At 69.2% G+C, this 26041-nt stretch carries 24 protein-coding genes; 9 read left to right on the top strand and 15 right to left on the bottom strand.

What is annotated here, in order from left to right; genetic code table 11:
• Positions 1–27: 27 nt before the first annotated feature.
• The 3 genes from ACSVDM_RS02225 to ACSVDM_RS02235 are packed head-to-tail and all read left to right on the top strand — an operon-like array spanning position 28 to position 3032.
• Positions 28–1035, top strand: a complete 1008-nt coding sequence (locus ACSVDM_RS02225) for a FecCD family ABC transporter permease (protein ID WP_133733892.1) — start codon at positions 28–30, stop codon at positions 1033–1035.
• A complete protein-coding gene (locus ACSVDM_RS02230) occupies positions 1032–1817 on the top strand; it encodes an ABC transporter ATP-binding protein (RefSeq protein WP_439262337.1) in 786 nt (261 codons plus the stop codon). Before ACSVDM_RS02225 ends, ACSVDM_RS02230 begins: the two co-directional genes overlap by 4 nt.
• 6 nt (positions 1818–1823) lie before the next feature.
• Positions 1824–3032, top strand: a complete 1209-nt coding sequence (locus tag ACSVDM_RS02235) for an MFS transporter (RefSeq protein ID WP_439262339.1) — start codon at positions 1824–1826, stop codon at positions 3030–3032.
• On the opposite strand, the gene ACSVDM_RS02240 is transcribed toward ACSVDM_RS02235, so the two are convergent.
• On the bottom strand, positions 3029–3937 hold the full coding sequence (locus tag ACSVDM_RS02240) for a 3-methyladenine DNA glycosylase (protein ID WP_439262342.1): 909 nt from the start codon (positions 3935–3937) through the stop codon (positions 3029–3031). The genes ACSVDM_RS02235 and ACSVDM_RS02240 overlap by 4 nt on opposite strands.
• A 49-nt stretch (positions 3938–3986) precedes the next feature.
• Positions 3987–4571 (bottom strand): QsdR family transcriptional regulator, encoded by a 585-nt coding sequence (locus ACSVDM_RS02245; RefSeq protein ID WP_439262344.1) that lies wholly within the window; start codon positions 4569–4571, stop codon positions 3987–3989.
• Between the two features lie 64 nt (positions 4572–4635).
• On the opposite strand from ACSVDM_RS02245, the gene ACSVDM_RS02250 reads away from it, so the two are divergent.
• Together ACSVDM_RS02250 and ACSVDM_RS02255 are read left to right on the top strand one after the other, a co-directional pair.
• Positions 4636–5799, top strand: a complete 1164-nt coding sequence (locus ACSVDM_RS02250; protein WP_439262347.1) for an acyl-CoA dehydrogenase family protein — start codon at positions 4636–4638, stop codon at positions 5797–5799.
• Between the two features lie 9 nt (positions 5800–5808).
• On the top strand, positions 5809–6936 hold the full coding sequence (locus tag ACSVDM_RS02255) for an acyl-CoA dehydrogenase family protein (RefSeq protein WP_439262349.1): 1128 nt from the start codon (positions 5809–5811) through the stop codon (positions 6934–6936).
• Positions 6937–7011: 75 nt separating this feature from the next.
• On the opposite strand, the gene ACSVDM_RS02260 is transcribed toward ACSVDM_RS02255, so the two are convergent.
• A complete protein-coding gene (locus ACSVDM_RS02260; protein ID WP_439262352.1) occupies positions 7012–7746 on the bottom strand; it encodes a Crp/Fnr family transcriptional regulator in 735 nt (244 codons plus the stop codon).
• 172 nt (positions 7747–7918) lie between these two features.
• On the opposite strand from ACSVDM_RS02260, the gene ACSVDM_RS02265 reads away from it, so the two are divergent.
• Together ACSVDM_RS02265 and ACSVDM_RS02270 are read left to right on the top strand one after the other, a co-directional pair.
• On the top strand, positions 7919–9100 hold the full coding sequence (locus ACSVDM_RS02265; RefSeq protein WP_439262666.1) for an AI-2E family transporter: 1182 nt from the start codon (positions 7919–7921) through the stop codon (positions 9098–9100).
• Between the two features lie 139 nt (positions 9101–9239).
• A complete protein-coding gene (locus ACSVDM_RS02270; protein ID WP_439262355.1) occupies positions 9240–9398 on the top strand; it encodes a hypothetical protein in 159 nt (52 codons plus the stop codon).
• A 56-nt stretch (positions 9399–9454) separates the two neighbouring features.
• Here ACSVDM_RS02270 and ACSVDM_RS02275 read toward each other — a convergent pair whose 3' ends face one another.
• The 10 genes from ACSVDM_RS02275 to ACSVDM_RS02320 all read right to left on the bottom strand — a co-directional run bounded on the left by ACSVDM_RS02275 (position 9455) and on the right by ACSVDM_RS02320 (position 20212).
• On the bottom strand, positions 9455–9733 hold the full coding sequence (locus tag ACSVDM_RS02275; protein WP_439262357.1) for a hypothetical protein: 279 nt from the start codon (positions 9731–9733) through the stop codon (positions 9455–9457).
• Positions 9734–9830: 97 nt separating this feature from the next.
• Entirely contained in the window at positions 9831–10895 is a 1065-nt protein-coding gene (locus ACSVDM_RS02280; RefSeq protein ID WP_439262359.1) for a hemolysin family protein, read from the bottom strand.
• Positions 10888–12243 carry a hemolysin family protein gene (locus ACSVDM_RS02285; RefSeq protein ID WP_067493915.1) on the bottom strand — a complete coding sequence of 452 codons (1356 nt, stop codon included), beginning with the start codon at positions 12241–12243 and terminating at the stop codon, positions 10888–10890. Before ACSVDM_RS02285 ends, ACSVDM_RS02280 begins: the two co-directional genes overlap by 8 nt.
• Positions 12244–12504: 261 nt before the next feature.
• Positions 12505–13941, bottom strand: coding sequence for a GuaB1 family IMP dehydrogenase-related protein (locus ACSVDM_RS02290; RefSeq protein ID WP_181698111.1), 1437 nt, complete (start codon positions 13939–13941; stop codon positions 12505–12507).
• 125 nt (positions 13942–14066) lie between these two features.
• Positions 14067–15545, bottom strand: coding sequence for a DEAD/DEAH box helicase (locus tag ACSVDM_RS02295; RefSeq protein WP_439262362.1), 1479 nt, complete (start codon positions 15543–15545; stop codon positions 14067–14069).
• A 243-nt stretch (positions 15546–15788) separates the two neighbouring features.
• Positions 15789–16727 (bottom strand): M56 family metallopeptidase, encoded by a 939-nt coding sequence (locus tag ACSVDM_RS02300; RefSeq protein ID WP_439262364.1) that lies wholly within the window; start codon positions 16725–16727, stop codon positions 15789–15791.
• 64 nt (positions 16728–16791) lie between these two features.
• The gene (locus tag ACSVDM_RS02305; RefSeq protein ID WP_279537543.1) at positions 16792–17181 is read right to left on the bottom strand and encodes a BlaI/MecI/CopY family transcriptional regulator; all 390 of its coding nucleotides are present in this window, start codon (positions 17179–17181) and stop codon (positions 16792–16794) included.
• Positions 17182–17244: 63 nt separating this feature from the next.
• A complete protein-coding gene (locus ACSVDM_RS02310; RefSeq protein WP_439262366.1) occupies positions 17245–18069 on the bottom strand; it encodes an ABC transporter ATP-binding protein in 825 nt (274 codons plus the stop codon).
• On the bottom strand, positions 18066–19079 hold the full coding sequence (locus ACSVDM_RS02315) for a FecCD family ABC transporter permease (protein WP_245655234.1): 1014 nt from the start codon (positions 19077–19079) through the stop codon (positions 18066–18068). The genes ACSVDM_RS02310 and ACSVDM_RS02315 overlap by 4 nt, the downstream gene beginning before the upstream one ends.
• Before the next feature lie 86 nt (positions 19080–19165).
• Positions 19166–20212, bottom strand: a complete 1047-nt coding sequence (locus tag ACSVDM_RS02320; RefSeq protein WP_439262368.1) for a FecCD family ABC transporter permease — start codon at positions 20210–20212, stop codon at positions 19166–19168.
• A 111-nt stretch (positions 20213–20323) separates the two neighbouring features.
• On the opposite strand from ACSVDM_RS02320, the gene ACSVDM_RS02325 reads away from it, so the two are divergent.
• The gene (locus tag ACSVDM_RS02325; RefSeq protein WP_439262370.1) at positions 20324–21031 is read left to right on the top strand and encodes a hypothetical protein; all 708 of its coding nucleotides are present in this window, start codon (positions 20324–20326) and stop codon (positions 21029–21031) included.
• A gap of 45 nt (positions 21032–21076) precedes the next feature.
• Positions 21077–22570 carry an APC family permease gene (locus tag ACSVDM_RS02330; protein ID WP_439262372.1) on the top strand — a complete coding sequence of 498 codons (1494 nt, stop codon included), beginning with the start codon at positions 21077–21079 and terminating at the stop codon, positions 22568–22570.
• Here the strand turns inward: ACSVDM_RS02330 and ACSVDM_RS02335 are convergent.
• The gene (locus ACSVDM_RS02335) at positions 22567–23946 is read right to left on the bottom strand and encodes a wax ester/triacylglycerol synthase family O-acyltransferase (protein ID WP_439262374.1); all 1380 of its coding nucleotides are present in this window, start codon (positions 23944–23946) and stop codon (positions 22567–22569) included. The two genes, ACSVDM_RS02330 and ACSVDM_RS02335, sit on opposite strands and share 4 nt — an antisense overlap.
• Positions 23943–24980, bottom strand: coding sequence for an alpha/beta hydrolase (locus ACSVDM_RS02340; RefSeq protein ID WP_439262376.1), 1038 nt, complete (start codon positions 24978–24980; stop codon positions 23943–23945). Before ACSVDM_RS02340 ends, ACSVDM_RS02335 begins: the two co-directional genes overlap by 4 nt.
• Positions 24981–26041: the final 1061 nt, after the last annotated feature.

Raw genomic sequence — 26041 nt, forward strand, 5'->3', positions numbered from 1 at the left:
CTCGGTCCGGTTCGCGAGCGTCCCCTGGTGCTCTGGACGCTGATCGTTGTCGGTGGGTTCGCCGCGCTCGCGGTGTCGATCCTGATCGCCGTCACCCTCGGCCCGGCCGACATCTCGCCGGTGAACGTGCGCGACGTGCTGCTGAACCACCTCGGGCTCACCGATGTCCCCGTGCGGGTGTCGAAGAACGCGATCGTGTGGGAGGAACGCCTGCCGCGTGCCCTGGTCGCCGCCGCGTGCGGTGCCGGGCTCGGCATCTGCGGTGTGATCATGCAGTCGCTGCTGCGCAACCCGCTGGCCGACCCGTTCGTCCTCGGTATCTCCTCCGGTGCGTCGACCGGCGCGGTGATCGTCGGTGTGCTCGGGGTGGGCGGGGCGGCGCTCGGGTTGTCGGGCGGGGCGTTCCTCGGTTCGCTCGTCGCGTTCGGGCTGGTGCTGCTGCTGGCCCGCATGTCCGGCGGCAGCAACGACCGGGTGATCCTGGCGGGCGTCGCGAGCACCCAATTGTTCTCGGCGCTCACCTCGTTCGTCATCTTCGCCTTCGCCGACTCCGACGAGACACGCGGCGTGATGTTCTGGCTGCTCGGCTCGCTGGAAGGGGTGCGCTGGGACGATGTGACACTGTGCGCGATCGTCGTGCTGGCGGGTGCGGCGGTGTGCCTGTATTTCGCCTACGTGCTCGACGCCTTCTCCTTCGGTGACGATGTGGCCGCCTCGCTCGGCATCGCCGTCGCCAAGGTGCGCATGCTGTTGCTCATCGTGACCGCGCTCATCACCGCGACCCTGGTCAGCGTCGCGGGCGCGATCGGCTTCGTCGGGCTGGTCCTTCCGCACGCGGCGCGGTTCCTCGTCGGTCCCCGCCACAGCCGGTTGGTTCCGGCGACCGCGCTGCTCGGGGCGGTGTTCATGGTGTGGGTGGACGCGATCTCACGGGTGGCGTTCGCGCCGACCCCGCTGCCCGTCGGGGTGGGGACGGCCCTGATCGGTGTGCCCGCGTTCATCGTCATTCTGTCGCGGCGAAGGAGTGTGCGATGACGCTGCACGCGCGGAACGTCACGTGGGATCGGGGCGGGTCGCTCGTCGTCGACGGGGTGAGTCTCACGCCGTCGCCGGGGGAGACCGTCGGCCTGCTCGGGCCCAACGGGTCGGGAAAGTCCTCGCTGTTGCGGCTTCTCAACGGGGTGGTGCGGCCGACCTCGGGCGTGGTGAGCCTCGACGGTGACGACCTCACCACCGTCAAACGCAGGCAGATCGCGCGGGCGGTCGCCGTGGTGAGTCAGCACGCCGACACCGACGTCGACATCACCGTCGCCGACGTGGTTCGCCTCGGCCGCATCCCGCATCGCGGCACCTTCGGCGGCAACACCGCCGCTGACGAAGCCGCGGTGGCCGCCGCGCTCGAACACACCGGGCTCACGGCGAAGGCGGACCGCTTGTGGCACCGGCTCTCCGGTGGTGAGAAGCAGCGTGTGCAGATCGCGCGGGCGCTGGCGCAGGAACCGCGTGAACTGCTGCTCGACGAGCCGACCAATCACCTCGACATCCACCATCAGCTCGAATTGCTCGCCCTGGTCACCCGGCTGCCGGTGACCAGCGTGATCGCCCTGCACGATCTGAACCTGGCCGCCATGTTCTGCGATGCGGTGGTCGTGTTGAAGGAGGGCCGGGTCGTGGCGGGTGGTCCGCCGGTCGACGTCCTGACCGCCGATCTGATCGCCGAGGTGTACAACGTGCGCGCCGAGGTGATCACCGACGCGGCGAAGGGCCGGTTGTCCATCCTGTTCGAACCGGGGCCGGTCCCGGTTCCCGCACCCTGATCCGCGGTGCCGGGTTCGGGTCGGCCACTGCTCGACCGGTGGTCGCTGTCGCGTGATCTGGTCGCCGCGACTCCGGCGGTGCGGTTGCTCGTCCTCACCCAGCTGGCGTTCAACGTCGGCTTCTTCATGGTGCTGCCGTACCTGTCGGTGTACCTGACCGAGGATCTCGGGCTGCGCGCGGCGTTCGTCGGGGCGGTGCTCGGCTTGCGCACCTTCTCGCAGCAGGGGATGTTTTTCGTCGGTGGTTCGCTGGCCGACCGGTGGGGTGTGCGACCCGTGGTCGTCGCCGGCTGCCTTTGCCGCATAACAGGGTTCGTCGGCCTGGCGGCGGTCACCTCGGTGCCGGGCATCGTGGTGGCGACCGTGCTGATCGGGTTCGCGGGCGCGTTGTTCTCGCCCGCCGTCGAAAGCGCGCTCGCCACCGCGGCCGGGAGCGCGGGGCGGGCACGCACCGAGGCGTTCGCGTTGTTCTCCGCATTCGGGCAGGTGGGGGCGTTCACCGGCCCGCTGCTCGGCGCCTTGCTGCTCGCCGCCGACTTCGCGGTGGCGTGCCTGGTCGCGGCCGGGGTCTTCGTGGTGATCCTGCTCGCGCATCTGCGGTGGTTGCCCCGCACACCCGGTGCGCACAGCACTTGGCGCGAGGGCTGGCGGGAAGTGCTCGCCAACAAGCGGTTTCTCGTGTTCGCGGTGGCGATGAGCACGCAGTTGGTCGCCTACAACCAGCTGTATCTGCTGCTGCCGCTCGAGGTGGAACGGGTGTGGGGTTCGCAGGCGCCGCTCGGCTGGTTCTTCGCGCTCTCGTCGCTGTTCGTGGTGGTCGCGCAGTTGCCGGTGACCCGGCGGGCGCGTTCGGCCGCCGCCCTGCCGGCCGGGCTGCTGGTGATGGCGACCGCGTTCCTGGTGATGGCGGTGTGCGCGCCCGCCCGCTGGCACGGCGTGGCGGGGCTGATTCCGGCGGCGGTGTTCGTGCTGCTGCTGGCGCTCGGGCAGATGATCGTGCTGCCGGTGTCGCGGGACATGGTGGGGCGCATCGCCGGTGAGCGGCGGCTCGGGTCGTACTACGGGTTGCTCGCGTCCATCGGCGGGGTGGGTGTGCTGATCGGCTCCGTGGCCACCGGTGTGCTGATCGATCTGGTGCCCGGGGGCAGTGCGCCGTGGGTCGCGGTGGCGGTCGCGCTGTGCGCGAGCGCTGTCGTGCTGCGGCGCGGCGGTTAGGCGGCGAGCAGCTCGAGGGTCGCCGACAATTCGGTGCAGGCATCGCGTAATCGTGTGCGGAGCGCGTCGGCGGATTCGGCGACGGCGGCTTGGGCGCGCACGTATTCCGCACGGCCGTTGGGTGTTTCGACACGCACCGGTTCGTAGCCGAATTCGCGCAGATCGTATGGGCTGGCGCGCATGTCGAGTTCCCGTGCGGTGCAGGCGAGTTCGAAACAATCCAGCAGCAGGTCCGAGGGGATCAGCGGGGCCAGTTTGAAACCCCATTTGTAGAGGTCCATATTCGCGTGGAGGCAGCCGGGTTGTTCCCGTCGCACCTGGTCGGCGCGGGTCAGCGGCTCGGCATTGCGCCCCACCGCGTCCGGGGTGAAGAACCGGAACGCGTCGAAGTGCGTGCACCGCAACGACATCGACTCCACCACCGCATCGGTCCCCGCATGCCCCAACCGCAACGGCACCTGCTGATGGCGCACCTCGTCGGTGCGGTACACCATCGCCCACTCGTGCAACCCGAAGCACGACAGCTGCGCGGGACGCGTCGCGGTAGCGGTCAGCAAGCGCCCGACGAACTCCACCGTTTCCCGCCGCTTCACCAGATACGTCGGGTCGGCCGTGAAGACGTTGTCGCCCACCCGGTGATAGCCGCGGGCACCCACGTAGTCCCGCGCTCCCCGCAAACCGATCCCGAACCCTGGATGCCACCGCCGCAGCTGCGCGGGCTTGTTCCCGTAGTAGGTGAACAAGAAATCGATGACCGGATGCGTGGTCCCCGCCGCCCGCCGCTCCAGATACGGGCCGACAAGCCGATCGAGTCGCTCCCGGTGTGCGGACGCGGCGGCCCGCCACTCGACCTCGGGCAGTACCCGCAGGTCGAGAGCGGAGTCCAGGTCGTTGTGCGTGCTCACCTTTGTCATTGTCCCGCATCAGCCGGAGGCGCCGACGACCCGGCGCGGGTCAGGCTCGTAGGAGCGCTACCTGCACCTGTTGGAGCCGATCGACATCGCCGCGGAAACCGGCGACGGCGTCGTTGTACAGGAACGCTTCCCACAGCCGCACCAGGGCGTAGGCCAAGGTGTCGCGGACGATGGGCGGCTGGTAGCCCTCGGCCTCGGCGCGTTCGATCAGGCCCGCCACGACCGCCACCGCGGTCTGGTGGACGATGCCGTCGCTGCGGGTGATCAGACGCAGGGCACTGGTCGACTCGTTGTCGAAATAGGTGCGCAGCGAATCGTCCTCGACCAGCCAGTGGATGCAGCGGTCCAGGACCTCGTTGAGGCGTTCTCCGCCGGTCGCCCGGCACGTGCGGGCGGTGTGGGCGACCATGCGCTCGAGCTGGTGGGCGATCGCGGCTCCGAGCAGGCCGTCGCGGGAGCCGAACCAGCGGTAGATGCTGGTGCGCCCGAGGCCGAGCTGGGCGGCGACGGCATTGACGTCGACGCGTTTGCCCGCGAGGAAGGTGTCGACCGCGACTCGCAGCACATCGTCGCGGGTGGCCGCAGCCGGTCGGCCCGGCGCCCGTGTCCCTTCGGTTCGCGTCACAGGGGACAGCATAGGCCGCCGAGGGTATTTGAAACATATCGCTCTCTGTGTAACATTCTCGACCATGCAATTGGCACTCACCGAGGACGAGCTCGCCTTCCGCGACGAGCTGCGTGCCTTCTTCCGGCACGAAATTCCCGAAGACATCCGCAATCGCACCCGGCACATGGCCGAGGTCAGCAAGGACGACATCGTCACCACCCAGCGCATCCTCAACGCGCACGGGCTCGCGGTGCCGCACTGGCCGGTCGAATGGGGCGGCCGCGACTGGACCCCCGTCCAGCGTCATATCTGGCACGACGAGATGCAGCTCGCCTCGGTCCCCGAACCGCTCACCTTCAACACCAACATGATCGGGCCGGTCATCGCCCAGTTCGGCGCCCAGGAGATGAAGCAGCGCTTCCTGCCCGCGACCGCGAATCTGGACATCTGGTGGTGCCAGGGCTTCTCCGAACCCGAGGCCGGATCCGACCTCGCCTCGCTGCGCACGATCGCCGTCCGCGACGGCGACGACTACGTGATCAACGGCCAGAAGACCTGGACCACCGCCGCACAGAGCGCGGACTGGATGTTCTGCCTGGCCCGCACCGATCCGAACGCGCCCAAGAAGCAAGCAGGCATCTCGATGCTGCTGTTCCCGCTGGACACACCGGGCGTCACCGTCCGCCCGATCGAACTGATCGACGGCGGCTTCGAGGTGAACGAAGTATTCCTCGAGGACGTGCGGGTGCCCGCCGACCAGCTCGTCGGCCAGGAGAACCAGGGCTGGACCTACGCCAAGTTCCTGCTCGGCAACGAACGCACCGGCATCGCCGCCGTCGGGCAGACCAAGGTGCGGCTGTGGCTGGCCAAGGAACACGCCAAGCAGACCCGGCTCGGATCCGGCACCCTGCTCGACGACCCGATGTTCGCCGCCCGCATCGCCGAACTCGAAAACGAGCTCATCGCACTCGAACTCGTGCAGGCGCGGGTCGTCGCCGGTTCCGCCGACGGCGCACCGAACCCGGTGTCCTCGATTCTCAAACTGCGCGGCACCGAACTCCAGCAGGCGGTCACCGAACTGCTCGTCGACATCGCGGGCCCGGACTCGCTCGCCCGCGAGACCGATGAACCCGACTGGGCGCGGCGCAGCACCGCCACCTACCTCAACTACCGCAAGACTTCGATCTACGGAGGATCCAGCGAGGTGCAGCGCAGCATCATCGCCTCGACGATCCTCGGACTGTGAGACAGCGCAATGGATTTCGAATTCACCACCGAACAGGACATGCTGCGCGACACCGTCCGTAGCGTCCTCACCCGGCACTACACCCACGAACGACGCGCCACGGTCGTCGCCACCGAACCCGGCTGGGATCCGCAGGTGTGGTCGACCTTCGCCGAGATCGGTCTGCTCGGCCTCACCATCCCCGCCGACGACGGCGGACTCGACGCGGGCCCGATCGAGACCATGCTCGTGCTGGAAGAACTCGGGCGTGCGCTCGCGCCGGAACCGGTGCTCGACTGCGCGCTGATCCCCGGCGCCGTCATCACCCGGGCAGGCTCCGCGCAACAGCGCAAACAGCTGCTGCCCGAGATCGCGGCAGGCGAGCGCAGGCCGGTCTTCGCCCATGTCGAGCCGGGCATGCGGCCACCGTCCGCCGCGGTGACCACCCGGGCGACCCGGGAGGGTGACGGCTGGCGGGTGACCGGGCGCAAGCATCCGGTCGCCGCCGCGGATTCGGCCGATCAGTTCATCGTCAGCGCGGCGCTACCCGACGGTGGCACCGGTCTGTTCCTGGTCGAACCGACCGATCCGGGCGTCACGGTCACCGCCTTCCGCACCCACGACGGCCGCCGCGGTGCCGACCTCACCTTCGACCGCGCCGCCGCCGAACCCCTCGGCAACCCGGTCGACGCCGCCGATGTGATCGGCGAAATGATCGTCACCGCCCAGGCCGCGCTCGGCGCCGAAGCGGTGGGCGCCATGTCCGAAGCCCTGCGCCTGACCACCGAGTATCTGGGCACCCGCAAACAGTTCGGGGTCGCACTGCGCACCTTCCAGACGCTCACCCACCGCGCCGCCGACATGTACGTCTCGCTGGAACTGGCCAGGAGCATGAGCCTGTACGCCTCGATGTCACTGGCCGACGGCATCGCCGACCCGCTGGTCGCCGCCCGCGCGAAACTGCGAATCGGCCGCTCCGGCAGGCACATCGGCCAGGAAGCCATCCAGATGCACGGTGGCATCGGCATGACCGCCGAGTACCCGGTCGGCCACTACACCGCCCGTCTCACCGCCATCGAACACACCCTCGGCGACTCCAGTGATCACCTGCGTTACCTGACCGCTCACGTCACCGACCACCAGTTGGCGGAGATCTGAGCCGAATTCCGGCCCCGGCGGGCGCGAGTGTCGCCCGCCGGGTCGTTCGGCGGTAGGCGGCCGGACCGCCCCGGGTCAGTGTGACGACTCGAGATGGTGGAGACGCTCGGGGGAGGCTAGGGCTATCGTCGGGTCGTGGAGGGTGATCAGGTTGTCCCGGTCGAATTCTTTGAGGGCTTTGTTCAAGGTGGAGACAGAGGTGCCGAGCATGGCGGCGAGGGTGCGGTGGGGCAGCTCGACGGTGTTGTCGACGGCCTCGTCGAGCAGGAGCTGGGCCAGTTGGGTCGGCAGCGGGCGGCCGAGCATGTTGATGAGGCGGCCCTGACCGGCGGCGAGGCGCTTCGCCACGCTCGTGAGCCAGCGTCGGGAGATGGCGGGGTGCTCGGCAAGGAGCGCGTCGAAAGCGGCGGCAGGCAGGAACAGGCAGTGCGCATCGGTGTGGGCACGGGCGGTGTAGGGCGGTGGGGTTTCGAGTAGCAGGGAGAGGTCGCCGTCGAGGTCGCCGGGGCGCAGGACATCGATGACCGTTCGCTCCTGCGCCGAGCCGACCGACAGCTCGACCAGGCCCTGCCGGACGAACCACACCCCCTCCGACGCCGCGCCGGCGGCGAACAGCGACGACCCGGCGGCCAGGGGTTTCGCCTCGAAACGGTCGGCGAATTCGTCGTAGTCCTCGGGACGCAGCGGGCAGGTGCGCAGGCGGCCCACGCACCGCGCGACCCAGGCCGCGTGCCGTAACTGATCGTCGCCGAAATTCTCTTCGCCCGTGGCGCGGACCAAATGGGAAAACGCCCGATGACTGTGGATCATTGCTCGCTCCTGGTGGTGGTGCCGCAACTTCGTCCCACTTCGATTATCCTCGCCGAACTCCGCGAATGCGCACCGCGCGAAAACGGATCTCACCACCGTCGAGGCGCGCCGACGAGGAATGTTCATCATGCGGCGGCGCCGGGGCGCATGCCAGACTAGCGGCGTGGGCGCGATGGGGAATGCGAGCGCTGAGGCGCGAACGGATGGACAGCAGGGCCGCGACCGAGGCGAGGTGATCGGTGGCGGACTGCTGTGGCTGGCCAAATGGGCACTGTGTGTCGTCGCGATCGCGGCGGGCGCGTGGGTGCTCGGCACGATCGCGGGACGACTGTGGGTGGTGCTGTTGCCGGTCGCGCTCGCGGTCGTGGTGACCACGATCCTGTGGCCCGCGACGCGATGGCTCACCGCCCACCGGATGCGGCCCGCGCTGGCCGCCACGATCACCCTGGTGGGTTTCCTCGCGCTGGTGGCGGGAGTGATCGCACTGATCGTGCCGTCGGTCGCCGATCAGGCACCGCAACTGGCGGACAAGGCGACCGCCGGTGTGAACAAGGTGCGTGACTGGGTTCAAGGTCCGCCGCTGAACATTCGCGACGAGCAGCTCGACTCGGCCGTCGACGCGATCGTGTCGCGACTGCAGTCCAGCGGCACCCAGATCGCCAACGGTGTCTTCACCGGCGTATCCACCGCGACGTCGGTCCTGATCACGATCTTCCTGGTGCTGGTTCTGGTGTTCTTCTTCCTGAAGGACGGTCCGCGCCTGCTGCCCTGGATGCATGTCGTGTGCGGCAACCGCAGCGGCCGTCACCTCGAGGCGGTGCTCGAACGGGTCTGGGGAACCCTCGGCGGGTTCATCCGCACGCAGGCGATCGTCAGCTTCGTCGATGCCGTCCTCATCGGCGCGGCCCTGTTCATCCTCGACGTGCCGTTGGCGCTGGTGCTGTCGGTGATCACCTTCGTCGGCGGTTTCATCCCGATGGTCGGCGCGTTCGTGGCGGGCGCGCTCGCCGTCCTGGTCGCGTTGGTCGGCAACGGTTTCACCACCGCGCTGATCGTGCTCGGTGTGGTGATCGCGGTGCAGCAGCTGGAAGGCAATGTGCTGCAACCGGTCCTGCAGAGCCGCAGCATGGAGTTGCACCCCGTGATCGTGCTGCTCGCGGTGACCGCGGGCGGCTCCCTCTACGGCATCACCGGCGCCTTCCTCGCGGTCCCGGTGGTCGCGATGATCGCGGTGGTCCTGCGCTATCTCGGCGAACAGATCGACGCCACGACCACGCCGGATTCGGCGGAATGCGACACCGCGGCGAAGGCCGCCGTCCCACCCCCGGTCCAACCACCCGGCGATCCCGCCTGACCAAGGGCGACCTCGCGGGCTCGCCGACCCCGACCGGGCAGACCTGGCGCCAACCCGTCCAACACTCGATTTGTCATCGATTCTGGATCGGAGCTTTCGCCCCGAGCCGTTCGATATGCGCGGAGCGGCAAGACAATTCGTGATCGACCAGGTCGAATCGACCGGTGCGGCGACCAGGAACGATTTCGACATCGACCGCATTGTTTCCACCGCACACGATCAAATCGGCGATTGGGATATCCGCGCGATGTCCGGTGCGGCGTTCTGGCGCATCGTTTCCTGCTGTATCCGGCCGTAGTCATTCCTCGCCGAAGACATCCGGCGCCCGATGATTCGCCTGATCGGCACGCGGGTTCAGCGGTCACCGGAATTCGGACGCAGCAGTGCGGCGAAGCCGAGAACGGCCATGAGCACCAGCCATATCGCCGATCCGAGTCCCGCGAGGATCAGTGTGCCCCACAGGATGATGAACGGCCCGTATTCGGCGACGCGGCCCCAATAGTCGCAGGGGCCGACGTCGCCCGGGATGGCGGCGCATTCCGGGTGCGCGTCGGCGGCGAAGGCCAGGGCTGCGAGGACCGAAAGCAACACGGCCCCAGCGACGATGAGGGTCAGATGCCTGAGGGGTCGCATACTGCCCGACCCTAACGACTCGGGCGCGGGCTCGTGGTTCGAGCCGCATGGCGGGGCCGGCTGCGCGGGGTGGCGGGAACCACCCCGCGCAGCGAACTCACTCGGGTTTGCGATGAGTCCCGTCGCGCACGGTACCGACGAACTCCTCCACGAGATCCTCGAGCGCGACCACGCCGACGGTGTTTCCGCGGGCATCCACCACCCGGCCCAGATGACTGCTGGTGCGGCGCAACCGGGCCAGCGCCTCGTAGAGCGCGGTGGTCGTGGTGACCGTCGGCAGCGGGCGGATGTCGGTGCGGGGGATCTTGGTGTCGGGGCCCGCGTTGTCGTCGGCGACCTCGTCGAGCACGTCCTTGATGTGCAGGTAGCCGACGAGCGAACCGTCGGCCGCGCGCACCGGGTACCGGGAGAACCCGGTCTCGGCCACGGCGGCTTCCACATCACCGAGGGTGGTTCCGTCGCCGCGCAACGGCACCGAACGCGCCTCGGCCAGCGGCACCATCACATCGCCCACGATCCGCTCGGAGGTGCCGAGGGCCTGGGTGAGCCTGCGGTGTTCCTCCTCGTCGAGCAGACCCTCCGAGCGCGACTCGCCGATCATCTCGGCCAGCTCCACCGTGGACACCGTCGCGTCGAGTTCGTCCTTGGGTTCGATGCGCAGCATCCGCAGGGTGAGGTTCGCGGCGTAGTTGTAGAGCGCGATGAGGGGGCGCGCGATTCGCAACCACATCAGGTGGATCGGTACCAGCAGCAGCGCCGAGCGTTCCGGGCCGGCCAGCGCGATGTTCTTCGGGACCATCTCGCCGAGCAGAATGTGCAGGATCACCACCAGGGTCAGCGCCAGCGCGAACCCGACCGGGTGCAGCAGCTGCTCGGGCAACCCGAGCAGTTCGAACGGCCGCTCGATCAGGTGCGCGATGGCCGGTTCGCCGACCCGGCCGAGCAGGATCGAGCAGATGGTGATGCCGAGCTGGGCGGCGGCCAGCATCATCGACAGGTTCTCGCCTGCCTCGATCACCGTCGCGGCCTTCTTCTTCCCCTGTGCGACAAGGGCTTCCAGGCGATCGCGACGGGCCGAGATGAGCGCGAACTCGGCCGCGACGAAGAAGGCGTTGCCCGCGAGCAGCACCACGGTGAGGACGATTCCGAACAGATCACCCATGGTTGTGCTCCCGTGCCGCGAGGTTCGCGTCGTCGACGGGCACCAGGCGCACCCGGTCGATCCGTCGTCCGTCCATCCGTTCCACTCTGGCCACCCAGCCGCCCGCACCGCCACGCGATTCGGGCAGGACGACCTCGTCGCCGCCCATCGGAATGCGGCCCAGCTGGGTGAGGACGAGTCCGCCGAGGGTTTCGTATTCGCCCTCGGGCGCGTCGTAACCGGTCGCGCGGGACACCTCGTCGATGCGCAGCAGACCGGAGCAGTCCCAGCCGTCGCTCACCCGGCGCACGTCGCGTTCCTCCTCGTCGTGCTCGTCGCGCACGTCGCCGAGGATCTCCTCGATCAGGTCCTCCATGGTGACCATGCCCGCGGTGCCGCCGTACTCGTCGACGACGAGCGCCACCTGCATGCCGTCGGCGCGGACCCGTTCGAGCACCTCGTCGCCGTCGAGACTGGCGGGCACGATCGGTACCGCGACGGCGAGTTTCCCGAGCGGGATCTGCTTGCGCAGGTGCGCCGGATGGGTGAAGGCGTGTTTGACGTGGACGACGCCGAGGGTGTTGTCGAGGTCGCCGTCGATCACCGGGAACCGGGAGTATCCGGTGCGCGCCGAGGCGGCGATGAGGTCGGCGATGGTGTCGTCGCGGTCGAGCGACTCCACCTTCACCCGGGGGGTCATCAGGTCCTCGGCGCTGCGTTCACCGAACTCCAGCGAGCGGTCCATCAGCTGCGCGGTGCGCTGATCCATCGCGCCGCGCTGGGCCGAGGTGCGGACCAGCGACCCGAGTTCCTGCGGTGACCTGGCCGAACGCAGTTCCTCGGCCGGTTCGATGCCGAGCCTGCGGACCAGCCAGTTGGCCGCGTTGTTCAGGAATCGGATCAGCCATTTGAAGAACACGGAGAACCCGATCATCGGGCCCGCGGTGAGCCGGGCCGTCGCCATCGGCTTGGCGATGGCGATGTTCTTGGGTACCAGCTCGCCGTAGATCATCGACAGCGAGGTCGCCAGGATCAGTGCCAGCGCGAGCGCGACACCGGTCGCGGCGGCCTCGCTCAGGCCGATGCCGTCGAGCAGCGGCGCCAGCAGCCGTGCCAGCACGGGCTCGGCGATGAAGCCGGTGATCAGGGTGGTGATGGTGATGCCGAGCTGGGCGCCCGAGAGCTGGAACGACAGGGTGTTGTGCGCCTGTTTGACCAGTCGTGACCGGGTGTCACCGGAGCGCGCGGCCGATTCGACGGCGCTGCGTTCCAGAGCGGTGAGGGAGAACTCGGCGGCCACGAACAGGGCGGTACCGAGGGTCAATGCGGCGAAACCGAGCAGGCTGAGCACTGTCAGCACGGTGGACATCCTCAGCACCACCCATGCGGTGCGGGGACGAGACCAGTGGATCGGACGGACGCTGCGGAAAGGAGGACGCCGGGTTTGTCACCCGGCTCCGTAGAGGAGCCCTCCTGTGTGGCGCCCTTGGACGCGGGTGACAACTGGATCCTTTCGAGGTGGGAAAAGAAGCTGTGCCGAGATCGGCAACTCCATAGTAATCCGTCGCCTCGGTTGATGTGTCAGCGGCGCGGCCGACCGGCGCTCCTGGGCGTCCGGTCGGCCGGTCGGTCACCAGCCGCTCGGCAGCGGCCTGCCCTCGGCGAACCCGGCGGCGGACTGCACACCGAGCACCGCGCGCTCGTGGAACTCGGGCAGGGTGCGGGCGCCCGCGTAGGTGCAGGAGCTGCGCACACCCGAGCAGATGTGGTCGATCAGGTCCTCCACGCCCGGCCGTTCGGGGTCCAGGCGCATCCGCGAACTGGAGATGCCCTCCTCGAACAGTGCCTTGCGGGCTCGGTCGAACCCGCTGTCGGCGGCGGTGCGGGCGGCGACGGCACGCTTGGACGCCATGCCGAAGCTTTCCTTGTAGGCGTTGCCGTCGCGGTCGACGCGCAGGTCGCCGGGGGATTCGTAGGTGCCGGCGAACCAGGAGCCGATCATCACGTTCGACGCGCCGGCGGCCAGCGCGAGAGCCACGTCGCGGGGGTGCCGGACCCCGCCGTCGGCCCACACGTGCACGCCGAGTTCCTGTGCGGCGGCGGCACATTCGGCCACCGCGGAGAACTGGGGGCGGCCGACGCCGGTCATCATGCGGGTGGTGCACATCGCGCCGGGCCCGACACCGACCTTGATGATGGTCGCGCCGGCCTCGGCCAGGTCGCGGGTGCCCTCGGCGGAGACCACGTTGCCCGCGACCAGCGGCAGCCCGAGGCCGAGATCGGCGACGGTGCGCAGGGATTCGAGCATCTTGGTCTGGTGACCGTGGGCGGTGTCGAGGACGAGGACGTCGGCGCCCGCGTCGGCCAGTGCCTTCGCCTTGGCGGCCACGTCACCGTTGATGCCGACGGCGGCGGCGACGCGCAGTTTGCCCTCGGCGTCGACGGCCGGGGTGTAGATGCCCGCGCGGATGGCGCCGGTGCGGGTCATCACGCCCGCCAGGGTGCCGTCGGGGTGGGTGAGCACGGCGAGCTGGGTGTGTGATCCGGCGAGCCGGTCGAAGATGTCGCGGGGCGAGGCGTCGACGGGGGCCTGCACGAAATCGGTCTGGGCGATCTCGCGCAGCCGCGCGAACCGGTCGACGTCGGCGCAGGCGGCCTCGGTGACCACGCCGACGGGTTTGCCGTCCTCGACGACGACCACGGCGCCGTGCGCGCGCTTGTGCATCAGCGCCAGCGCGTCGGACACCGCAGCGTCGGGGTCGAGGGTGACCGGGGTGTCGGCGGTGAGCGAGCGGCTCTTGACGAACGCGATGGTCTCGGCGGCCGCCGGGATCGGGAGATCTTGCGGCAGGACGACCAGTCCGCCGCGCCGGGCGACGGTCTCGGCCATCCGCTTACCGGCCACCGCGGTCATGTTCGCGACGACGAGGGGGATGGTGGTACCCGAGCCGTCGACGCTGGCCAGGTCCACATCGAAGCGGGACGCGACATCCGTCCGGTTCGGGACGAGGAACAGATCGTCGTAGGTCAGGTCGTACGGCGGCGGTGGGCCAGGAAGAAATCGCACTGTGCCGATGATAGCCGTGTGAGCGGTCCGGCGGGCGGATGCGCGTGGCGCGCTCGGAAGGTGGGGCCGGAAACGGCGCGTGGCCGAACCGTAATCGGTTCGGCCACGCGGCGATTCAGGGTTGATCAGTTTGCGGAACGGTTGCGGTTGCCCGCCGGAGCCGCCGGACGACCGGCGCGCCGCCGCGAATTCGTCGGCGTGTCGCCGCTCCGGGCGTGTCCGCCGGCGCCCGCGGGCTTGCGGGAACGGGACTCGCCGGTGGGACGGTCCCGGCGCGGCGCGCCCGAACCCCGGCTGTGCCCGCCCTCGGAAGCCGTTGCGCCACCGGGCCTTGCGCGGCGCGGACGACCCGCACCGTTCGAGGTCCGCGTCGGCTGTGCGGGTGCGGCGGGGGTGGCGAGCGCGATGCCGCTCGGCTTGCGGGCACCGGTGATGTCCACCAGCTTCCGGTCGCCGGGGCGGACCTCGATGCCGTCGGTCCGCACGCCCGCCTTGCGGGTCATCGCGGCCACGTCCTTGCGCTCCTCGTCGGTGACGAGGGTGACGACCACGCCGTCCTCCCCGGCGCGCGCGGTGCGACCGGCGCGGTGCAGGTAGGCCTTGTGCTCGGCGGGCGGGTCGAAGTGCACGACCAGCGACACACCGTCGATGTGGATGCCGCGCGCGGCCACGTCGGTGGTGACCAGCACCGGTACCGACCCGTCGGCGAAGGCCGCCAGCGTGCGCACACGGTTGTTCTGTGCCTTGCCGCCGTGCAGCGAGCCTGCGTCGACACCGGCGCCGCGCAGCTGCTTGGCCAGGCGGTCGGCGCCGTGCTTGGTGCGCACGAACATGATGGTGAGGCCGTCGCGGGCGGCGATCTCGGTGGCGACGGTGCGCTTGATGTTCTTGTCGCGCACGAAGAACAGGTGGTGGGTCATGGTGCTCACCGACGCCTCGGCGGGCGCGGTGGAGTGGGTGACCGGGTTGCTCAGGTAGCGCTTCACGAGCTTGTCCACGTCACCGTCGAGGGTGGCCGAGAACAGCAGGCGCTGACCCTGCTTCGGGGTGCGGTCGAGCAGGCGGGTGACCTGGGGCAAAAAGCCCATGTCGGCCATGTGGTCGGCCTCGTCGAGGGCGGTGATCGCCACGTCGGACAGGTCGGCGTTGCGCTGCTTGATGAGGTCGTCGAGACGGCCGGGGGTGGCGATCAGCAGGTCGACACCGCGCGCGAGCCGGTCGGCCTGACGCTTGATCGGGGCACCACCGACGACGGAGGCGACGCGCAGACCCAGCGAGCGGGCGGCCTCTTCGAGCGCCTTCTCGATCTGGGTGGCCAGCTCACGGGTCGGCACGAGCACCAGACCACGCGGGCGGCCCGGCTTGGACGGCGGGCCCTCGGCCAGGCGGGTGAGGATCGGCAGGCCGAAGGCGAGGGTCTTGCCCGAGCCGGTGGGGCCGCGACCCAGCACGTCACGCCCGGCGAGCGCGTCGCCGATGGTGGCGGCCTGGATGGGGAAGGGCTTGTCGATGCCGGAGTTGCGCAGTGCCTGAACCAGCGCCACGGGCAGGCCTAGTTCGGCGAAGGTCGGTTCGGTCGCGTCGGAGACAGCAGAGGTGGACAAAATGGCCTTTCGTTGGGCTGCGAATCGCGCTGGAAGATCACCGGCGCCGATTACCCGAAACACGCGAACGGCGTACGGGGTGCGGCCCAGCAGGAAGGACCGATCTCCCAGGATAGGCGTGATTGCGTTCGCGTGGGTAAACAACCTGGTCAGCGGTAACGGCGAGCGCCGGTCCGGCCAGGAGTGATCAGCAGGGTCCGGGGTGCGTGCGTCGCGCCCGGTTCGGGGTGGGTGATCGCCAGGTCAGCCGTGGAACAACCGGCTCAGTTCCTGCAGCCACGGCACCGCGACGGCGAGGGTGGGAACCACCAGAATCGCGGCGGATCCGAGGTAGGCGGCGGTGGCGATTCTCACGTCGCCGTTGGCGCCCGCGAGGCGCTGGATGCGGATGAGGGTGCTCGGACCGCCTGCGGCGAGCGCACCCTGCGGTGCGGTCGATTTCGCGCACGCCACCAGGGCGCGGGCGAGCGGTTTGGGGCCGGTGACCTTCACCGCGGAGTCGTCGGCGAGCAGTTCGATGAGCAGTTTCACCGAACCGAGCGCCGCCTTGCTGCGGACCACCCGGGGGAACGCCTCGTGGACGGCGGTGAACGCCTCGAGCACCAGGTCGTGGCGGGCTCGCAGATGCGAGCGCTCATGGCTCACGATCGCGGTGACCTCGGCGTCGTCGAGGCTGGTCAGAGTGCCTTCGCTGAGCACAACGCGCTGGCGGAGCCCCGGCAGGCAGTAGGCGATGGGTTCGGTCGCGGCGAGCACCCGGATGTCGGCGGCGCGGCGCACGGGACCGCTCTGATCGAGCAGATCGACCAGCATGCGGTGCCGGGACCGGCGGCGCCGGGTGTGCACGCCGACGCGCACGATGGAGAACATCAGGCGCGCGCCGATCATCAGCGTCAGCGCGAACACGTTGACGTACACGAGCCACAGCGGCAGCCCGAGCGCGTCGATCTCCTTGGTGGGGGAGGTGGTGGGCCTACCGTCGGGGCCGGGAACGAGCAGCATGCTGGCGATGGCCAGCCCGGAACCGAAGGCGCTGAGCACGGCGGCCAGCGCGATGGCCTGCCACAACACGACCGCTGCCCGCGGACTGCGGTGCGGCCAGGTAGCACGGCTGAGCAGCGCGGGAACTGGCCCTGCGAGTAGCAAGGCGAGACCTGCGAAGACTGCCGCGGTTGCGTTCATCGACTCTGCTCACTGCGTTGTGGGGCCAGGGGCACTCACGTCGTTGTGAGAGCCGCCAGGGAGTCTAGCCGCTGTTTTCGTCGGATTCGAGCTTGGCCAGTGCCTCGCGCAGGGCATCGGCCTCGTCCTTGCCGACCTGTTCCACGAAGTGCACCAGCGCCGCGGCGCGGCTGCCCGCCGCGTCGGCCTGCTGCAACGCGTCGACCATCAGGCTCGCGACCAGTTCGTCGCGGCTGTGAACCGGGGCGTACCGATGCGCGCGATCGTCGCGACGCTGCACAACCAAATCCTTTTTCGCCAGCCGCTGCAGCACGGTCATCACCGTGGTGTACGCGAGCTCGCGACGAGCCGCCAGTGCTTCGTGTACCTGCCGCACCGTGAGCGGTTCGTCGGCGGACCACAACTGGTCCATCACCGCTTTTTCGAGTTCGCCGAGACCTGCCATCCCTCCGATTTTACGGACTCAACGACAAAGATGCGTACTACAGATTGTCGTAACGGGGTGTTTGCTGGTGTGTCATTCGTCATACCCGGCCGCGCCGTGCACGTGACGCGTGCCGATCGGCACGACCATCGGCCGCCCCGAGACCGGATCGGTGAGCACCTTCGCGTCGAGTCCGAACACCTCGGCGAGCAGTTCCGCTGTGATGATGTCGGCCGGTTTTCCCTGGGCGACGATGCGGCCCGCCGCCATCACCACCAGTTCGTCGCTGTAGCGGATGGCGAGGTTGAGATCGTGCAGCACCATCACCACGGTGCGCCCGAATTCGGCGTGCAAGCGGTCGACCAGGTCGAGCACTTCCAGCGAGTGCGCGAGGTCGAGGTAGGTGGTCGGTTCGTCGAGCAGCAGGATGTCGGTGCCCTGGGCCAGCGCCATCGAGATCCAGGCGCGTTGCCGCTGTCCGCCGGACAGTTCGTCGAGCGTGCGGTCGGCCAGGTCGGCGATGCCGGTCTGGGCCAGGGCGGCGGCGACCTCGGTCTCGTCGTCGGCCGACCACTGCCGCAGCCAGGACTGATGCGGGTGACGGCCGCGCGCGACGAGATCGGCGACGGTGAGCCCTTCCGGCGCGACGGGGGTCTGCGGCAACATGCCGATCACCCGCGCGACGTCCTTGGTCTTCATCGTCGAGATCGCCTTGCCGTCGAGCACCACCTGACCTTCGCGCGGACGAAGCAACCGGCCGAGCGACTTGAGCAGCGTCGACTTGCCACATCCGTTCGGCCCGATCACCGTGGTGACCACGCCGGGGGCGATGTCGAGACTGAGCCCGTCGACGATCACCCGCTCGCCGTAGCCGAGGGAAACGGTGTCGGCGGCGAGGCGATGGGCGGGGCTGGTCATGAGAGCGTGGCCTTCCGGTTCATGCGGACGAGCAGGTAGAGCAGGAACGGCCCGCCGAGCGCGGCGGTGACGATACCGACCGGCAGGTCGACGGGCAGCAGTGCGCGCGAGATGATATCGGCCCCCGCCACCAGCGCGGCGCCGGTGAGCGCCGAGGCGATCAGCGGTTCGCCGGGCGTGCGCAACGCCATGCGGGCGATCTGCGGTGCGGCCAGCGCGACGAACCCGACGGGCCCGACGGCCGCGGTCGCCACCGAGGCGGCGACCACGGACGCACCGATCAGCAGCGCCTGCTGGGACTGGATCCGCACACCGAGCACCCGGGTCGACTCCTCGCCGAGGCGCAGCGCGGCCAGGGTGCGCGCCGAGACGAGCGCCACGACGGTGACCACGGTGAGCGCGATCGCGGCGGGCACGACACTGGACATGTCGGCCGCGTCGAGTGAGCCGTTGAGCCAGACCTGGGCGCGGGCGGCGTCGGTGAGGCTGGCGCGGGTGAGCAGCCAGCTGATCGCCGACATGAGTACCGCGTTCACGCCGATACCGATGAGCACGAGCCGGAAACCGGTGACACCGCGTTCGCCGCCACCACCGCGGCCCCACGCGAGCAGGTAGATGACGACGGCGGTGAGCAGACCGCCGGCCAGCGCCGCCAGGGGAGCACCGACCGTCGCGACGAGTCCCGTTGTCGCCCCGCCACTTCCGACCAGTACGGCGACCGCGCCCACACTCGCACCGGTGGTGATACCGAGCACGTCCGGCCCCGCCAGCGGGTTGTGCAGGATCGACTGCATCAGCGCACCCGCAAGACCGAGGGCGGCACCGACCACCACGGCGGTGAGTGCCCGGGGGAGTCGCGATTCGAGCACGATAAACCGCTGCGATCGGGAGCCACCCCCGCCGAGGACATCGAGCACCCGGCTCAGCGGGACATAGGTGTCGCCGACGGCGATATCGACGCAGAACAGCACGAACACGGTCACGGCCAACGCGACGACGAAACCGAACATCACCGGGCGCAGCACCAGCGACAGCGGACCCACCCGCAAGGCCGGACGCACCTTGCGCAGATCGGCGGTCGCGTCGATGCCGGCGCTCACAGCGTCACCAGCTTCTTGCGGCGCACGAGGGCGATGAAGAACGGTGCGCCCAGCGCCGCCAGCATCACGCCGACCTGCAGTTCACCCGGCCGGGCGACGACGCGGCCGGTGATGTCGGCCGCCAGCAGCAACAGTCCACCCATCAGGGCCGAGTAGGGAATCAGCCACCGGTTGTCGGGTCCGGTGACGATGCGAGCGATATGCGGGACCACCAGCCCGAGGAACGCGATCGGCCCGACCGCCGCGGTGGCCGCACCGCTGAGCAGCACCACCGCGACCAGTCCGAACGCGCGCGCCCGGCCGATGTCGACGCCGAGCCCGCGGGCGACATCGTCGCCGAGACCGAGCAGGTTCAGGGCGGGGGCGGCGGCCAGCGCCATGCCCAGTCCGATCACGAGGAATGGCAGGACTTGCCAGAACACGTCGGCCTCGCGGCCGTTGACCGTGCCGACCACCCAGAACCGGTAGGTGTCGAGCGCCGCGTTGTCGAGTACGACGACGGCGTTGGTCATCGCCTGCAGGAACGCGGTGACCGCCGCACCGGCGAGCACCAGGCTCAACGGACTGGCCTTGCCACCGCCGATCGAGGAGACGCCGAACACGATCAGTCCCGCGATCGCCGACCCGGCGAAGGCGAACCAGATGTACTGACCCGGCGCGGTGAGCCCGAACAGATAGATGCTGAGCGCCGCCAGGAAGCCGGCGCCCGCATTCAGTCCTAACAATCCGGCATCAGCTAGCGGATTCCGGGTATACCCCTGGATGAGCGCGCCCGCGACCCCCAGCGCCATTCCGGCGATGAGGGCCAACGCGGTGCGCGGGAGACGCAGCTCACGCACGATTTCCTCGGCGGTGGAGCGGGCCGGGCATCGGAACGGGCCGCCGTCGCAGCCGAGAGCGTGTGTGACGGCGTCGAACACCGTGGACGGTGCGAGCGAGCGGGTGCCGACGGCGATGCTGGCGACCACTGCCACGGTGAGCAGTACAGCGAGCAGGGCAAGCCCGGTCAGACGACGGCGTCTGACGGTGCCAGGGTGGATCACGGCGACGAACTTCTCCTGCCTCGAAACCGGACACGACTTGTGAAGTCTGGTAAGCCTAACCTATGTTCCGAGACATCATCGTCACGGGAACCAACCGTTCGAGGAGGTTCGATGCCCGAGCCCGTCACCACCACCACGACCCGCACCACCCTCGCGTTCGATCGCGCCTGTGCGCGGTTGCAAGCCCTGCAACCGGAGCATCCGCGGGTCTATGCCGTGGCGGCGATGGCCGGACAGGGGAAACGGCGATGGTGGCATGTCCCGAACGGGTTGTCCGAGGGCCGCGTCGAACTGATGTACCGCAGGCACGCCGCGGAGATGATCAACGACGAGATCGCCGCCGAGGTGGTGGCGACCGCGCTCATCCACGCCGTCGTCGGCCGGGTCACCGCGCTGTTCGTCATGTCGGCGCAGGCCTGGGATCCGGGGCGCGACAACCTGTGGATCCACCACGACAACGACGGCGGTATCGACTGGGCGGGCCTGTCCGACACCACGATTCGCGTCGTCGACGGTGACCCGCAGGCCGCCGAACCCGGCACCGTCGCACTGCCCTGCGAGGCGGCGATGGCGGTGTGGCTGGTGCAGCGCAGCGCGTCGTCGCTGATCCCGTTGCAGTCGGTGCTCACCCGCTGCTCGGGTCTGCCCGCACGCCGGTTCTGGCCGCTGGTCGGTGAATCCGTCGTCGGTGCGGCCACCTACGTGCCCGATCTGGCACGCACCGATCCCGCCGCCGCGGCGCGTCGTGGCCAGTTGCTGCTCACCGCCTTCGAGGAGCGTGGTTTGCCCGTGCGGCGCAGCAGCGTGCTGCAACGCTGAGCGCGTCGCGCGCTTCACCGGCGCGGTCGCGGGTATAGGTTCCGCATGACCGTTGTCCTGAAGCGGGCTGTCACCACGCCGCTGCTGTACTTCTTCATCCTCGGCGACATTCTGGGCGCCGGCGTGTACGTGCTGGTCGGTTCGGTGGCCCGCGAGTCCGGTGGCGCCGTGTGGTTGCCGCTCGTCATCGCGCTGGTGCTGGCCACGCTCACCGCGGGTTCGTATGCGGAACTCGCGACGAAGTTCCCGAGGGCGGGTGGGTCGGCGCACTATGTCACCCGGGCGTTCGGGCCCGCGGCCGGGTCGTTCGTCGGTTTCTGCATGCTCGCCGCCGGTGTGGTGTCGGTGGGTGCGCTGGCCAGGGCGTTCGCGGGGGACTATCTGCAGGCGCTGGTCTCGGTGCCGGTGGTCGTGGTGGTCGTGGTGTTTCTCGCGCTGCTCGCGGCACTCAACATTCGCGGCATCCGGGAGTCGTTGGGCGCCAACGTGGCCGCCACGTTGGTCGAGGTCGGCGGGTTGCTGCTCATCATCGGGCTCGGTCTGTGGGTGATGCTGCGCGGTGACGCCGACCTGAGCCGCCTCACCCAGGTCGGTACCGCCGAACAGGGTGCGGTCGGGGCGGTGCTCGCGGGGTCGGTGCTGGCGTTCTACTCGTTCGTCGGCTTCGAGACCTCGGTGAATCTGGCCGAGGAGGTCAAGGATCCACGCCGGTCCTACCCCACGGCGCTGTTCGGCGCGCTGCTCACCGCCGGGGTGGTGTACGCGCTGATCGGTGTGGTCGCCAGTGCCGCGGTGCCCACCGAGAAGCTGGCGGAGTCGAGCGGACCCCTGCTGGAGGTGGTGCGGGTGGCCGGGGAGGTGCCCGACTGGTTGTTCAGCGTGATCGCGCTGGTCGCGGTCGCCAACGGGGCCCTGCTCACCGGCATCATGTCCTCGCGGCTGGCGTACGGCATGGCCCGCGACGGTCTCCTGCCGTCCACGCTCGCCCGGATCCTGCCCGGCAGGCGCACACCCTGGGTGGCGATCCTGGCGACATCGTCGGTGTCGTTGCTGCTGGCACTGACCGGCGAAGTCGATTCGCTGGCAGCGACATTGGTGCTGTTGCTGCTGTTCGTCTTCGGTTCCGTCGACGCGGCGGTGCTGGTGTTGCGCCGCGAACCGGGCGAACCGGGACACTTCCGTATTCCGACCGTCGTGCCCCTGCTCGGCCTGGCGTCGTGCCTGTTCCTGTTCACCCGCATCGACGGTGAGGTGTGGGCGCGCGGGCTGATTCTCGTCGGTCTCGGCGCGGTGCTGGCCGTGGTGAACGCCGTTCGTGCCCGCGGTGGTGTGGATGCGGAAAAACGGGTAGAGCCAGCCGAGGACCCGCAGAGGAGGAAGTTCATGACCACACCACGCGACCGCGACGACGACACCGTCGAACCGAAAGGTGGACGACCTGGCCCCAGGGACGAGGGCAAGGACGGTGGCATGGCCACCCGCGAAGTCGCCCCCGATGTCGCCGAGACCGACGAGGGCGCGCAGGAACCGCCGGACTAGCCGACGGCACCCCGGGCGGTCACGGCGTCGGCGAGCCCGCGGAACGAGCTCAGCAGCAAGTCGCCGTAGTGGTCGGGATCCGGCATCATCGCCGCGTTGGTGGTGACGGTGATGGCCAGTTCCGCGCCCTGCGAGGTGATGAGATGGCGCAGGCCGTCGCCGTCGTGGATCGGCAGCGCACCGAGCACGCGCACCAGTGGCCGTCCGGCGAACCGCAGGTCGTCGCGGACCGGCGGCACATTGCTGATCGTGGTGTTGCTCAACGGGACCGAGGTCGCCTCGTCGAACCGGCGCAGGGCGCGCGCCCAGCCCGCGGCTCGCAGCAGCAGTGCGGGCGCGGTCTCCACACGCGACTCGGTGCGCAGGGTGGCCGGGTCGGCGGCGGTGGCCTTGGCCCGCTTCGCCGATTCCCCGATCGCGAGCAGTCGCCGCACCGGGTCGTCGATGTCGGTGTGCAGATCGACGAACATCTGGGTGAGCTGATTCACCGAATCCCACTGCGCCACACCGCGCATCGACATCGGGACCATGGCCGCGAGGGAGGCCTCGGGTGTCTCGTCGTGCTCGGCCAGATACGCCGCGAGCGCGCCCGACACGGTGGTCAGCATCAGGTCGTTGACGGTGACCCGGACCGGGCACGCGGCCTGTACGGCGCGGACCTCGGCCATCGGCAGGGTGACGACATGCATGGTCAGCGGTGCGTGGATATCGCGGTTGAAGCGGGTCACGGGTTGCTGGGTCACCGCGCCGGCGTCGCCGGGCGCCCGGGTTCGGACCATGCCGAGGGCGAATCGTGCGGGAGCGGTGAGCACAGTGGCGGCGGTCCGCACGGCCGCGCCGATCAGGTCGTCGCCCCCGAGTTCGACCTCGGGGGCGGGCGCGTCGCCGAACAGTTTCGCCTCGAGCTCGCGGGTCGCGACCCCGTCGCAGACGCTGTGGTGGAGTTTGAGCACCACCACCGTCGCCGTCCCGATCCCCGGCACCTCACGTACCCGGTCCAGGACATGGAACTCCCATGGCGGCTTGACGAGATCCATTCTCGCCGCGGCGAGTTCGGCGATTCGCGTCTGTGCGGCAGGCCAGGTACCCGGCGCGTCGAGGAAGACGTGATCGGCCGTATTCGCCACCGGAGCGGGCACCCAGTACGGCAGATCGAGATCGAAGGGGGTGCGGCGCAGGCGGCGGTGGAACAAGGGGGAGTGGCCGAGGCGAGCCCGCGCCCACTCGCGAACCTCACGCGTGGTCAGGGGCGCGGTGCCGTCGTCGGCGAAGAAGTAGACCGCGACGATGTGGGAGAGGTGCCGGTCGGTCTCGTCGTAGACGAAGACCGCGTCGCACGGTGCCAACCGCCCGGGGCGTACCCGCAGGATGTTCACACGCCGAGCGCCGTCGCCATCATCGGCCAGGAAGCGTGCAGATCGTCTTCCCAATAACCCCATGAATGAGTTCCGGTCGCGCGCATATTGTAGGTGATATTCGTACGACCGAGTTCGCGTGTCCGCTGGGCCATTTGCGCGGTGCAATACATGGTCGCCGCTTCGATTCCGCCACCGACGAGCATTTGATTCTGCAGAATGGACGCGGGGTTTTTTCCTTCGACATGTACCCGCGGATTCGCGAGGGTGTCGTGCACGCCCGGCAATCCACTTCCGGCGGCGATATAGATCGGGATATCGGGCAGCCGATGCGCTTGCACATACGGGTCGTGCTCGCGCCAGGCGGCATCGCCTGCCTGCCCCCACATGTTCTCCACCTTGCCGCCACCGAGGCGGACCACCAGCGAGACGAACTCACGGCCGACCGGGTCGCTCGTCATCGCGCAGCCGCTGTAGGAGGCGACGCTCCGGTAGAGCTGCGGGGCCTGGATGGCCAGGTCGAGCACCGAACTGCCCGCCATCGAGATGCCCGCGAGCGAGTTCACGCCCGTGGTGCCGAAGGCCGCGTCGATCACGGGCGGCAACTCCTGGGTGAGGAAGGTCGTCCACTTGTTGACGCCGTTGTTCTTCAGGTTCTTCGCCAGTCCTGGATCGGGCTGCTGCCAGTCGGTGTAGTAGCTGAACGCGCCTTCCATCGGCATCACGACATTGACGTGCTTACCGGCGAAGAACTCGGCCGCATTCGTCTGACCTGCCCAGTTGGCCGAATCCTCGCCGCCGCCCGCACCGTTGAGCAGGTACAACGTCGGGGCGGGAGTCGCGGTGTCGGCGGGGCGGAGCACGCGCAGCGCGATGGTGCGATCCATCGACGGCGAATAGACGCTGATCTCGGCGGTCTGGCCGGTCTGACCGCGGCTCACCAGGTGGGCGCCGGGCGCGGCGGTCGCCCGCGGGCCGTCGGCGAGCACGGGAGCGGTGGCCAGGGCGGCGGCACAGGCCGCGGCGAGGAGGGTGCGGAATGCGGGTGTGTTCATCGGTGGTACGAGCCTGCTGACTTCTCGAAGAGCGACCGGGGGCCGGCCGGTGGGCCGGCCCCCGTGACAAAGCTGAGGGCTACTTGCCGGGCGACGGCGTGCCGCCGCTGGCCGAGATGAGCGCCTGCACGAAGGGCAACGCCGCATTGCTGAGGCTGCCGGCGCCGGTCTCCAGCAGTTCGTAGAGGGATCCCATGTGTTTCTCCTGGTGGTGATGGGTGAATCAGGCTCGCGTCACGGGCGAGCCGGGTGACCGGACGGCCGGATTACGGGAAGAAGGCTTCCACCGAACCGAGGAAGACGGCCAGCAGACCGTCGCCTTCGGCAGCCGAACCGAGTCCCGCGATGGCCGCGGTCAGAAGCTCACTCAACGAGCCCATGTATCTCTCCTTGCGTTGTGGCCACACCAGGCTTCGATGTGACGCCGGTAACGTAACCCGCTACTCCAGGTGTGGCAACCCGATGTTTCACTCCGCTCGAACTGTTCATATTTTTCTTCCGTGCGGAATCAACTTGGGGATTGCCGACGGGGTGCGCCAGCACTAGGTGTGACCTGTGGTTACTGCCACTGTCTGGCACAGTTATCGGCCGTTTGGCGGTGAACACTGATGTACGCGGAAAGGGTGTCAAGGGGGCTTTTTTCTGCTGTGAACTGCGGTGGTGCGCTGAGCTTCGGTGTGGCGTCTGTGAGCGTCGCCGGGCGGGGTGTGTGGTGCTGGATGCCGTGTCGGACCCGGGTGCACTGCGGTGCGGGTGCGTCGAACGGGTGTTGCCAGGTGGACGCGCAAGCCCCTGATTTCAGGGTTGTGCCTCGGCGCGATCGTTCCCGGCGGCGTTCTCCGGCCGTTGAGTAATTATACCGTTCAGCTATTGCAAGGTAACTCGCGCTGGTGTTGTGAACGGGCCGGAGGGGGCTCGTCGGCCCGCTCCCGACCCGCTCGCCTGATCGCTACTTACCCGGTGACGGCGTGCCGCCGCTGGCCGTGATCAGTGCCTGGACGAAGGGCAGCGCGCCTTCGCTGAGGCTGGCCGCGCCGGTCTGCAGCAGTTCGTAGAGAGAT

It is taken from the genome of Nocardia sp. JW2 (assembly GCF_051843015.1).
GTDB classification, from domain to species: domain Bacteria; phylum Actinomycetota; class Actinomycetes; order Mycobacteriales; family Mycobacteriaceae; genus Nocardia; species Nocardia coubleae.